General features: G+C 56.7%; 13 protein-coding genes and 1 tRNA gene. 6 read left to right on the top strand and 8 right to left on the bottom strand.

The window, feature by feature from the left end; all coding sequences use genetic code 11:
• Positions 1-78 precede the first annotated feature (78 nt).
• The 3 genes from CRO08_RS10885 to CRO08_RS10875 form a co-directional block, all read right to left on the bottom strand.
• A complete protein-coding gene (locus CRO08_RS10885) occupies positions 79-588 on the bottom strand; it encodes a hypothetical protein (protein ID WP_097036205.1) in 510 nt (169 codons plus the stop codon).
• A gap of 7 nt (positions 589-595) precedes the next feature.
• Positions 596-1165, bottom strand: a complete 570-nt coding sequence (locus CRO08_RS10880) for a Tfp pilus assembly protein FimT/FimU (protein WP_097036204.1) — start codon at positions 1163-1165, stop codon at positions 596-598.
• A 176-nt stretch (positions 1166-1341) separates the two neighbouring features.
• Complete coding sequence (locus CRO08_RS10875) at positions 1342-1866, bottom strand: hypothetical protein (protein ID WP_097036203.1); 525 nt, start codon at positions 1864-1866, stop codon at positions 1342-1344.
• Between the two features lie 125 nt (positions 1867-1991).
• On the opposite strand from CRO08_RS10875, the gene CRO08_RS10870 reads away from it, so the two are divergent.
• Positions 1992-2074, top strand: a tRNA-Leu gene (locus CRO08_RS10870).
• Between the two features lie 18 nt (positions 2075-2092).
• Positions 2093-2518, top strand: a complete 426-nt coding sequence (locus CRO08_RS10865) for a hypothetical protein (RefSeq protein ID WP_139258829.1) — start codon at positions 2093-2095, stop codon at positions 2516-2518.
• Positions 2519-2714: 196 nt separating this feature from the next.
• On the opposite strand, the gene CRO08_RS10860 is transcribed toward CRO08_RS10865, so the two are convergent.
• Genes CRO08_RS10860 through CRO08_RS10840 form a run of 5 tightly spaced genes read right to left on the bottom strand, consistent with a single transcriptional unit; the run spans position 2715 to position 8165 of the window.
• Positions 2715-3221: a hypothetical protein gene (locus CRO08_RS10860; RefSeq protein ID WP_097036202.1), complete on the bottom strand. Its 507-nt coding sequence runs from the start codon at positions 3219-3221 to the stop codon at positions 2715-2717.
• A 5-nt stretch (positions 3222-3226) separates the two neighbouring features.
• A complete protein-coding gene (recJ, locus tag CRO08_RS10855; RefSeq protein WP_097036201.1) occupies positions 3227-4924 on the bottom strand; it encodes a single-stranded-DNA-specific exonuclease RecJ in 1698 nt (565 codons plus the stop codon).
• Positions 4924-6063 carry a DNA polymerase III subunit delta' gene (locus tag CRO08_RS10850; protein WP_255252331.1) on the bottom strand — a complete coding sequence of 380 codons (1140 nt, stop codon included), beginning with the start codon at positions 6061-6063 and terminating at the stop codon, positions 4924-4926. The genes recJ and CRO08_RS10850 overlap by 1 nt, the downstream gene beginning before the upstream one ends.
• Positions 6045-7274, bottom strand: coding sequence for a murein hydrolase activator EnvC (locus CRO08_RS10845; protein ID WP_072807822.1), 1230 nt, complete (start codon positions 7272-7274; stop codon positions 6045-6047). Before CRO08_RS10845 ends, CRO08_RS10850 begins: the two co-directional genes overlap by 19 nt.
• Before the next feature lie 3 nt (positions 7275-7277).
• Positions 7278-8165, bottom strand: a complete 888-nt coding sequence (locus CRO08_RS10840; protein WP_097036199.1) for an ABC transporter permease — start codon at positions 8163-8165, stop codon at positions 7278-7280.
• Positions 8166-8207: 42 nt separating this feature from the next.
• Between CRO08_RS10840 and CRO08_RS10835 the strand changes: the two genes are divergently transcribed.
• The 4 genes from CRO08_RS10835 (at position 8208) to CRO08_RS10820 (ending at position 11696) form a co-directional block, all read left to right on the top strand.
• Entirely contained in the window at positions 8208-9224 is a 1017-nt protein-coding gene (locus CRO08_RS10835) for a YbbR-like domain-containing protein (protein WP_073114538.1), read from the top strand.
• Complete coding sequence (gene tsaD / locus CRO08_RS10830) at positions 9221-10228, top strand: tRNA (adenosine(37)-N6)-threonylcarbamoyltransferase complex transferase subunit TsaD (protein WP_097036198.1); 1008 nt, start codon at positions 9221-9223, stop codon at positions 10226-10228. Before CRO08_RS10835 ends, tsaD begins: the two co-directional genes overlap by 4 nt.
• Before the next feature lie 88 nt (positions 10229-10316).
• Positions 10317-10772, top strand: a complete 456-nt coding sequence (locus tag CRO08_RS10825; RefSeq protein ID WP_176495129.1) for a hypothetical protein — start codon at positions 10317-10319, stop codon at positions 10770-10772.
• A 45-nt stretch (positions 10773-10817) separates the two neighbouring features.
• Positions 10818-11696: a biotin--[acetyl-CoA-carboxylase] ligase gene (locus CRO08_RS10820; RefSeq protein ID WP_097036197.1), complete on the top strand. Its 879-nt coding sequence runs from the start codon at positions 10818-10820 to the stop codon at positions 11694-11696.
• Position 11697 lies beyond the last annotated feature (1 nt).

The raw sequence follows: 11697 nt of genomic DNA, 5'->3' as shown, positions 1-11697 counted from the left end.
TATAATAAATGGAACGGGCTCGCAAACAAAAAAGAAAGGCCGGGAGCAAATCCCGGCACAGATTACAGGCAAGACGGCCTAGCGTATCACGGTGGACATGTTTATGGACTGCGTGGAGCCCTTGAACTGCCAGGAGACCTGCACGTTCACCTGCTTGGCGTAGACGTGTCTTATTGTATCGACGCCAGTATAGTACGACACATTTTTCGCGGTATAATCCTCAACCGGCGACACAGTCACAGTCGGGGTATAAGCGATAGTGGAGTGGCCGCCACCGACCTTTTCACCACGGTCCCAAGAACGCGAAATATCGTCCCACTCCCATACATAGTTACCTTCCTTGATATGTTCGTCTCCAGAAGCAACGCTCGTCGGGTCGGGAATGGACGCGATGCCGATACGGTTCAGGGAATCGATGACCTGCTGCGCGACCTCGATGGCGCCGTCACGCCCACGGATACGGAGCAAAGCCTCGCGGTTGCCCGTCTGCATGTGGAGAATCGCCATATACAAAAGGCCGAGAACTACCGCGGAGATAAGCACCTCCGTGATACCGAAACCTTTCTTGCTCTTTATTAACTTATCCATAACACACCTACGGTTCAAACCAGCTCGCACCAGAATCGTAACTCAACTCATAATACATAGAGAACTTCGTCGGGGACTTGATGGAGGCCGCAAACCGGTCTGTACTTCCATATCGGATCAAAATACAACCACTGGAAATAGGTGACACACCTATTTTAGGAGTAAGCAATATTGACTTCTTGGCATTTAGCGTCGTTTCGCCCCCAAGCGTCGGACAGTCAGTACCACCAGCCTGTCCAGGAACAAACGCGCTTATCGACTCGAGCGTCATCTCATCAAGAATTTGTGAATCATGCGCAGAGCAGTTTCCATCATCGCCAACTGTAGTACATTTATAAAGTCTCAGTGACTTGTTGTTATTTTCCACTTCCACGGTCAGTTTCTCGTTCAACCGCGTAGCCTCGTTCGCCGCCCGCTGCATGAAGGCGGTCACGTTGATACCGGCGTCCTTGATTCGGCTGTTCGCAACCGCACTGCGCAGGCTAGCCACCCCGATACCGGAAAGAATGCCCATGATGGCGACCACCACGAGGACCTCGACCAGGGTAAAACCAAGCTTTCTAGAACAGTTGACCATATTTCCTAGACTCCGGCAAAACTACAATCCATTGACGCTCAACAAGTTAGCAATTTCACGAATTTTCAGGGTACAAAAATCCGGAGCCCGGCGCCAAAACGGGACCGGGCTCTTTCTAATATATATAAAATTTCGGCAAAAGGGTAAAATTTTATTTACCCGTAAGAAAAAAGTGATTATTTCTTCTTTTTCTTGCCCTTTTTCTTCAGTTCGCCGAAGGTAGACTTGCCGTTGTAGCAGGTCACGGCGCCCTTCGCGCACTTGGACGGGTAGTCGGACTGCTCGTTCTGGAACACTTCCTTCGCAATCTCCTTGGCGGCCTCGTTCGTGCCATCAAGGTAGGTAATCGTGTACTGGATGTCGGTATTGCGGGTCCAGACGAAAACCTCGGCATTGAGCTGGAAATCGTGGTTGCTGCCCGAAATCTTGAACCCGTAGGGAATTTCCTCGATGGAGAACAGCGAGAGCGTAGGCGGTTCGAATTCTAGGTCGTCCCAGTCGGCATCGAGACCTTCGTTGCGGGCCTTGAACCAGCCGGCAGGGTCGCCCTCCATGGCATCTTCCATAGCCATATTGATGGAGGAGGCGTAGCTATCGCGGAGCGAGGCGAGCTGTTCCTTGAATTCCTTCTCGTTGTCGTCTGCAGAGAAGGCGTTTATGGCAAGAGCCATGACAGCGGAAATAAGCACTAAGTGTTTCATGTTTCTTAATCTAGCAAATTTTTCCCGGATTGGTTCTTTTTTGTAAGATTCTGCCGAAAAATGCCTTGACAAAAGGACAACAAACGGAAAAATGGCGAAATTTCCTATATTTGGCAGGCACACCTGCCCGGGTGGTGGAATGGTAGACACTGGGGACTTAAAATCCCTTGGGGGCAACCTCGTGCGGGTTCAAGTCCCGCCCCGGGCATTAACCTTGGGAATGACCATGATCGAATTTTACCCGAACAGCATCTACTACCCCCGCGAAGCCGTGGAAGAAAAGCTCGCGAAGGGTGAACTCGAACGCACCGAGAAGCACCTCATGGGCTGGACGGAACGCCACCGCGGCGAAATCTGGGATTGCGCCCGCGACGATTCGGAAAACCCGAGCGACGAAGTGCTACTCGACAACCTCCGCGCCCTGCTGCTGTGCAAGGGAAGCCTCCAGCCTGCCGCCGAGATGGGCGACATGATCCGCGAAATCACGAAGGAAGTTTGGTACCGTAACGAAGACGCACCCGAGGCTCCCGACCAGGTTGCCGCGGAATGGCGCGCGAAGTACCTGACCAAGTGGCGCGAGGCCCGCATGTTCGAGGCGTTCATCCTCATCGAGAAGCGCACTGAACAGCTCCTCAAGATTTTGAAAGGCTAAAATTCCCGCCGACGCCGATAGGGTCTTAGGGAGGGCTTGCCGTGCGTACGCCCGCCCTTATGCACACCGAAGGTGTGCCCGTGCACTTAATCGCCACTATCCTAAATAACAAACCTCCTCTAGGCGATTATGTGCGCGTCGGGAGGGTCTTAGGGAGGGCTAGCCATGCGTACGCCCGCCCTAATCTCATAGTTAGTCAATAAACTGTGCGGAAACGGATGGGGAGCCAGATTTCGGTCGTGCCGTACTCGCTTTTCCTATACCGCCAGTAATACTCGATATGCCTCTGCAGGGTGTCCTTGAGGCTCTCGTCTTCGGCATTCGTGTACTCAATCTCGTTGCACGTGATGCGCCCGAGCGAATCGATGGTCATGCGGATGCCCACGATGACATCTTCCGCATCGCGATGCTTCTTGAAGTACGGGCGTGCAAGCCAGTGGAGTCCCGCCGCACGGCCCGAAAAATACGTTGCCACTTTTTTGATGTCGCGATCCGCGCTGTTCTCGAGCACGAGAATGCTTTCGCTGTCGGGCATCACGACGCGCCCGGTAAACGCCTTCGGTTCCTCGGGTGCAGGCTGTTCTTCGACGGGCGGTTCCGGAACGGCTACCGTAAACAACTCCCTGAAACCGGAATAGAAGAGGAATATCGCCAGGACGGCAACTACGACAAACGAAAAAAAGTAAGGGAGCAACTTCTGCATACGGCCTACTCGATGGCCTTTACGCAAAGCTGGATAGTTTTCTTGTTATTGAAATAGTTCCACGTGGGTTCGAACACGATGGAAACCTTGCGCGAACCGCCCAGGAGAGGCTTGCACTTGCGAAGCCCGAACGCGATAGCCGAGAACGAGGGGCTACCCGCCTGCGAGATTTCCATCTGGAGGTGTCCGCCGCGGAGTTCCTTCACCCGATGGACGGTCACGCCCTCGGCACGGAACACGGGATACGGGAAGTTCCCCCCGAACGGTTCCATCTTGTCAAAATAGTCAAGCACCGTTTTCTCGATGCGGTGGCGCGTGCCTTCCACAATCAGTTCGCCGAGCGCCACGTCGATATCGTAGGCATGCGGCTCGTTGGTATCGAACGCCTCGCCGGTATAGCCCTGCTCTTCGGCAGAAGCGGCCAGGCGTTCGCGCAGTTCGGGAATCTTGTCGGCTGGGAGCGAGAAGCCCGCGGCGTTCGCGTGCCCGCCCCAGCGCTCAAACAGGTCGCGGCATTCAAAGAGCGCCTTGTGCCAGTTGAAACCGGGGACCGCGCGCGCACTCGCGTGCGCCATGCCCTCGTCAATCGAGAGCACCGCGGTCGGGCGGCAGAATTCCTGCGCCAGCTTTGCAGATACAATCCCGATAACACCCACGTGCCAGCCGGCGCCATCCACCACGAGCACCTTTGGAATCTTGTCGCCGTAGATTTCCTTCACGCGGGTAAGCGCCATGTCGGTAATTTCCGCTTCCTTCGCCTTACGCTGCGCGTTCCATTCCTTCAGTTCCGCCATCAGGTCCGGAGCGTTCGCCACATCGGTACACATGAGCAACTTGAGCGCGGGGTCCGGCTTTTCCATACGGCCGGGTGCGTTCAGGAGCGGCGCAATCTTGTACATCACGTCGATGCCGCCGACCGCGCTCCCCGGTTTCATGAGCGAGGAATACAGAGCCTGCACTCCGGGCAACTGGCTGTTCTGGAGCCTTGCAAGTCCGGTCTTGGTAAAGAAGCGATTTTCGGGAGTCATCTGCACGAGGTCGGCAAGCGTCCCGAGGGCAACAAGTTCGAGCAGGTTCCTGGGAGATTCCATCCCGAGCCGTTCGAACAGCGCGCATATAAACTTGTACGAAACCCCCACCCCGCAGAGTTCGGGATTCGGGTACATGTCCCCCTGCTGGTGCGGGTCGAGCAGCACGTCGCACGGAGGGAGCGCGTCCCCCGAGGGCTGATGGTGGTCAATGACCATCACCGACATCCCGAGTTCCTTCGCGCGGGCGATTTCCACATTCGCTGTAATGCCCGTATCCACGGTCACCAGGTTGCGTGCACCCGCATTGTACATTTCTTCCACGGCGGCAATGGAAAGCCCGTAGCCGTCGCCGAACCTGTTCGGGAGTCTCCACTCCGACTCAATCCCTATCTGCGCGAAGCACCTCGAAAGGAGCGTCACCGAGGTCATGCCGTCCAGGTCGTAGTCCCCGAAAATAAACACCTTCCCTTTCTTCTCGCGCACCGCAAGAATCCAGCGCACGGCATCTTCCATGCCCTTCATGAGCCAGGGGGAAAGTTCTGCACCGCAGCCGTCGTCCAGAATCCGGTTTGCCGCAGATGCGGTACGGATCCCTCTGGATACGAGAAGCCTCGCTACCAGATGCGGGATTTCCAGTTCCCGCGCAAGCGTCGAAGCTACGGTGTCGTTCATTACTTGTAACCCTCGAAAAGCTTTATGGCGAGCGACTGCAGGCACATCATCGCAGTACTGCGGCGGCTCGCTATCCTTTCCATAGTTTCTTGCACAGTGGCAAGCGCCATCTCGAGTGCATCCGCATCTACCCGCGGGAACGCATCCATGTCCATACCCGCCATGGTATCGGGCAGGCGCACCGCCGCACCGGACTGCTTGCGCAGGATGTCGGCGATAAGGAACGAGAGCACTTCCAAAAAGCCGTTCGCCTCAGAGACTTCGGTCAGGTCGTTTTCCGCAAGCTCCTCGAAAAGCGCGCTATAGTCGTTCTTGAGGCTCTTCACGATAAAGTCCGACGCCAGGCCGCAAAGCGCTTTCGCATTTTCCAGATAAAAGAACGCCTTGCCGGGAGACCCGAGCGAAAGCCCTATCACATCACGGGACACCTGATCCTCGTCGGCATCGTCGCCCAGCATGCGGAGAGTTTCCTCCTTCACCTCGGCGTCGGTAAGCGACGACAGGTGAATCGCAAGGCAACGGGAACGTATAGTCGGGAGCAGCCTTTCGCGCGAGGCCACGGTCAACACGAAGTACGTATCGGGCGGGACCTCCTCGAGCGTCTTGAGGAAGGCATTCGAGGCGGCATCGTTCATGCGGTCCGCCTCAGCGACAATCACCACGCGGGTACGGTCGCCCTTCATCACGAACGTCGACTTCATGGCGCGGATGAGATTTACCGAAATCTCGGCACCCGCATCGAAGATATCGGTGCGGTACGGGTTAGCAACAATCTGCTCGATATAGCCCTGCTTGATATCCTGGAGCGTCTTCGCGCGGCTCCCCGCCTTCACGTCTTCGGCGGACTTGGCCTGCGCCTCGGCGGCCGTAAGCGGGAACACCCAGTTGTCGGCGGCTCCCGGGTCGGCGGCCATCTTGCAGCCGAAGCACTGCCCGCACGGGCGCTCGAACATGTCGGTGCACTGGAGCGCCTTCGAGATTTCCATGGCAAGCGCCTTCTTGCCGATTCCCGGAGTACCATCAATGACGACCGCCTGAGGGAAGCGGTTCTCGCACAGCGCCGCCATCAGGCGGATGCGCTGGCGTTCCTGCGACGCGGGACCATTTAAGCGATACTTTATCATTTCGTCTTCAACCACTGTAGCGGATCCACCGTCTGGGTGCCTTCGCTAACTTGAAAGTACAATTTAATTCCATTTAGACTCGCGATATCGCCCGCCTCGCCAATTTCTTCGCAATTACGCACCTCTTTTCCCTCCTGCACGCGAATGGAGCGCAGGTGGCCGTACACGGAATACGTACCCCCCTCGTGCTCGATAATCACGGAAGGGCCTCGCCCGTCAATTTCTGCGACCATCACGACAGTCCCTGCCGCAGCGGCACGTATGGCGGCCCCGCGCTTGCCGCGAATCTCTACGCCCAGGTTGCGCGTGGCGATATGCAATACCGGATGTTCCTGCAGGCCATAGTTGCTTATGATTTCGCCTTCCAGCGGCATGCACTTCGGCCCCTTGACCGAGCCCGCGATAGTCTTCTTGGGCTTTTCCACGACCTTCTTTTCTTTCTGCTTTTTCTGCTTCGCCTTCCGGGCGGCCTCGGCCTTCTTCGCTTCCTCGATTTCCTTCTTGCGCTTCGCTTCCAACTTCGCGATAAGGGCCTGCATCACCTTCTGGTTGCGTTCGAATTCCTGCAGCGCGCGCTGTTGCATCGCCTTGTCGTGCTTGAGGTTCAGGAGCATGCGCTCCTGGTTGCCCATCTGGCTTACAAGCCCCTTCTCTTCCCGCGCCTTCTTTTCGCGCAAGCCGTTCAGTTCCACCAGGTGCTCTTCCGACTCGCGCTTTTTCTCGTCGCGTTCCGTAACCATCGCCGTCAGGATTTCCACCTGCATTCGGTCCTCGTTCAGCACGTGGTGCACCCAGTACGCCTGCCGCCTCGGGTCACCTTCGCGGGAAAGCAGCCGGTACAGGACCTCCGCCTCGCTGTAGCGGCCGTTTACATACAACTTGCGCACGCGCACCTTCATGGCTTCCTTACGCACGTGGATTTTCTGGTCAAGGGAATCTATATCCCGCTTGAGCTGTTCCACCGCCTGCTGCACGAGTTTCTCGTTTTTCGAAAGTTCGGTGATGTAGACGCGCGTCTGGTTCAGGTTCTGGTCCAAAAGCGAAATCGTATTCAGCACGCCCTTCTCTTCTGTTTCCAGGAGCACGAGTTCCTCGCGTTTTTTCGCAAGGTCGGACTCAAGCTTTTTGAGGGCGTTGCGCTGCTCCTTGATCTGGGCGTCCGTCTTTTTCGGGGCAGCACCCGCAAGGCCTACAAGCAAGCAGAGAAAAACGACCAGCAGACGCATGGCTTATTCCCGTTCGCTCCGTTTCGCAAGCAGGAATTCCTGGACGGTGCGGTAACTGAAGTATGCGGAAACGAGCGTGACCAGGCAAACCACAAGTCCAAGGAGCGCCCAGAGCCCGCCAATGTTTTCGCCAACAAGGGGAATCGCCCTACCGATAGATTCAACAATCACAAGAAGGATCAATACGGCAAAGCCGCTACCGACAAGCCCCTGCATCATGCCCTCGAGCACGAACGGGAACTCGATAAAGAACGGGCTTCCGCCGGCGTACTTCATGTTCTCGACCAGGAGCTTGCGCGACAGGAGCGAGAGCCGCACCGAGTTGCAGATAATAAGCGAGAGCGTCACCAGCAAAAGGAGGCTCAGACAAACAGGCCAGAACACCATACGGAACTTCCATTCCGAAACGCGGGTCGCCCAGTCCACCGGGGCCTGCACCTCCTCGAAGTATTCCAGGCGCGAGAGGGCTGCAATGAATTCCGTAAGGTCTGCCGGATTCTGGTTTCCCGGCACAAGAGACACGCGGAAAAACGGCGGTATGGGGTTCTCGTCCACAAGGTCGAGCATCTCGCCCGAAAAATGCCTGCGGAAATCGGCCAGCGCGGAATCGGCGCTCACGTACTCGACGCGTTCCACGCCCCTGAAATGTTCAAGTCTCTGCCTTACCGCCTGTACGGAATCCTCGCTCACCGTTTCGGGCAGGAAAGCCTCGACCGTATAGAGAGAACTTTCGGCAGAAAGCACGCGAAAAACGCCCCCAAGCACCGTGAGCGATGCCGCGAGAAGGAGCGAGCACAGGAAAATCGTGAGAAGCGACGGCAATATGACCGTGCGATGCTGCTTCCATCCACGAAAAGATTCCGATATTAGGTACCCGAGTTGTCCGAACACGCGTTGAATATAACTAAATTTTCAATGCTTCACGGGGCATCTATGAAACATATCGCATTAAAGATTACAGCGTTCATCTTCGGGATTGCACTATGGCTTTACGTCGTGTCGCTCAACACGTTCAAGGTTGAGCTGGATATCCCCGTGCGCCTCGTGAAACTCCCGGAAATGCTCGCCATCGCCTCGAAACCGCCGCACACCATGCGCATCACCCTGGAAGGCGCGCCGTTCGACCTCATGCGTCTGCGTTCCAAGGTCATGCAGGGCGATACGACCGCAGCGGCCATCATCGTGGACCTCCAGGATGCAGAACTCGGCGCCACCCGCAAGCCTATCGGCGAAAAGAACTTCTCGGCACCAAACTTTTCAAACATCAAGTTCATTGAACCCGACAACCAGCTCCTGTTCATAGACCTAGACCTCGACACGCGAATCGAACGCAACGTGCCCGTGCGCTCCATGGTCACCTTCGATGCGGCAACGGGCTACCTGCTTACCGACGAGCCCAAGCTGGAACCGGACTTCATCACGGTTTCCGGCGCAAGGAACGTCATCACGCGCATCATCGAAATCCCGACAGACTCCGTATCGTTCAGCGGGCTCGTTCATGACACGACGTACTCTATCCCGCTCGATTTCAAGCAGTTCCCCGCACACGTATCTCCGGGCGACTCGCTCACGAGCATTTCGGTCAACATCCAGAAAATCGGCAAGAAGTTCTATCGCGATATCCCGGTGCAGCTTATCGGCATGTTCGACCGTGAAACGTACAGGCTTAACCCGCCCAATGTTTCCGTCGAAATAACCGGCGGCGAAGGCACGCTCGATTCCATCAGCAACACGAGCATCGAACTGTTCGTGGAATTCAACCGCTTCCAGATCGAAGATGTCGACAGCCTCACGCCCACCGTAAAGCTCACGCTCCCCTCGGGCGTGAACCGCGAGATGTCCATCAAGGCCATACAGCTCTCGCCCGACAAGGTGTCGCTGCAAGATATCAAGAAACTCGCCGCACCCGCCGATTCGCTGGACGAGGATGCCGAGGAGAAACTTGAATGATTTGGCTCGGAATTGAATCCAGTTGTGACGAGACCGCCTGCGCAGTACTGCAGGACGACCCCCTCAAGGTAATTTCCAACCCGCTCTACAGCCAGATAGACGAGCACGCCCTGTACGGCGGTGTCGTTCCCGAAATCGCAGCACGCGCCCACCTGCAGAAGATTGCCCCCATCGCGGAGGCCGCCGTCAAGGAAGCGGGCATCGCTCTCAAGGATATCGACGCGATTGCCTACACCACAGGCCCCGGGCTCATGGGCCCGCTACTTGTAGGAGCGAGTTTCGCAAGGGGCCTCGCCCGCGACCTAAACATCCCGGCATACGGCATCAACCACCTCGAGGGCCATCTCGCAGCCGCATGGCTCAGCAACCCGGATATCGAGCCGCCGTTCCTCACGCTCACCGTATCGGGCGGGCACACGGAACTCGTGATGGAAGAACCCGGATTCAAGTACACGAGCATCGGACGCACCCGCGACGACGCCGCAGGCGAAGCGTTCGACAAGTGCGGCAAACTGCTCGGCCTCAAGTACCCCGCAGGGGCAACCATCAGCAGGCTCGGCCAAAACGGCAACCGCAAGTTCGTCGAATTCCCGAGGGCGCTCCACTCGCACGACAACTGCGAATTTTCGTTCAGCGGGCTCAAGACCGCAGTGCTGCGCTACACCGAGACGCACGACCCGGAATATATCCAGAAAAACCTGGGCAACATCTGCGCCTCGCTGGAAGATGCAATCGTCGGGAGCCTTGTGGAAAAAACAATCAACGCGCTCAAGAAGACCCGCATGAAGACGCTCGTCGTCGGTGGCGGGGTAAGCGCGAACGCATGGCTGCGCAACCGCCTGCAGGACTACTGCGGCAGACACGGAATCCGGTTCTGCATCCCTGACAGGAGCCTCAGCACCGACAACGGGGCGATGATTGCCGCAGCAGCCATCAGGCGCAACAGGCAAGGGCTTCTCAAGTCCATCGACGTGGTAAAGCCCTGGATGCCGCTCGCACTCTAGCCCCCTAGTGCCGGCGGAAAATGCGATTTTTATCACAGGCACGCAGAAATAACTTTTCTTTTATCCTAAATGATGTTATATTGTGGATATGATTTTCGGGAAAGTACATAAGACGTTCGCATTTGCCGGTGCCACCCTGTGTGCACTCGCACTTGGCGCATTTGCCGAAGAGCCTCCCCAGGATCTTTCGAAAGGTGTGAGCGACGCACAGATTTTCCGTCCCGAAAAGCGCGAAACAAAGGTCGAACTCGTCGATTCCAGCAAGGCAAATTCCATACACCTGAACGTCGACATCTTCGGTAGCCTGGACGTGCAGTCGTACTACATCCTGTGGGACCGCATGGAAATCTCCGATGACCTGAAGAAGATGATGACGACCCGCGATTTTGCCCGCGACGAGTTCTTTATGCAGAACATCGACCGCGAGCAGTTCGAACAGGAACGCATGCTGCAGCTCTTCGAAGACCGCAAGCGCGAGTTCTTCACCATCTTCCCCGAAGAAGCCCTCAAGGAACTGCAGGAGCAGAAGGAAGACGAAGAATAGGCCCGATTCGTCATCCTCGGCTTGTCCGGGGACCTTCACTTGAATATGTTTTCTCGCGAACGTAATTTTAATGAGTGGCACCTGTGCGGATTTGGCGACGCACCCGCATTCCTTTTCGATACCCTGGAAAGCACGCATAGCCTGATGAAGGCACGCGCCTCCGCGGGTGACATCGTACCCGGCACGCTCATTGTCGCCGACACGCAGACCGCCGGCCGCGGGCGTCACGAGCGCACATGGGCCTCCCCCGCCGGCAAGAACCTTTACTTCAATATCCTCATCCCGCTGGAAGGGATTCCGCTTGCATCGGCCCCGCAAATCACGCAGGTTGCATCGCTCACATTCGCCGAAGTATTCCGCGACCTGCAAGAAGTTTCCAACGCGCAGGAACTGGGCAACAGGGACATCGGGAAAGTTACCGTCAAGTGGCCGAACGACATCCTGTGCGGCAAGCACAAGTTCTGCGGGATACTCGCTGAATTAGTTTATATAAAACCCGCAGCGTCGGGTTCCGCGCCGCAACCCGCCATCAGCATGGGGGTAGGCATCAACGTGAACAGCGACCCCGCAGACTACGCGCACCTCGGGCGCGCCGTCACCACCCTCAGGGATATCTGCGGGCAAAGCGTCAACCGCGAAAAACTGCTGCAGTCGCTTATCGCAAGCCTGGAACGCGCCATCGGGCAGTTCCGCGCCTTCGGGATATCTCCGTGGGTCGCCGCCTGGCGCAAGATGGACCAGTTTATAGGCGCCCGCGGGACTGTCGTCGTGAACAACCGTTGCACCGATGAAAACCGCGACAGCGGCACAGGCGCCATAAAGAAAACAGGCCGCATCATCGACATGAACGCCGATGGCAGCCTGCTGTTCGAATGCGATGACGGAACAATTGAAACCGTTTATTCCGCAGACCTGGAAATCTAGC

Source organism: Fibrobacter sp. UWT3, from assembly GCF_900230125.1.
Lineage (GTDB): Bacteria > Fibrobacterota > Fibrobacteria > Fibrobacterales > Fibrobacteraceae > Fibrobacter.
The sequence above is the reverse complement of the archived record's forward strand: the minus strand, read 5'-3'. Positions and strand labels throughout refer to the sequence as shown.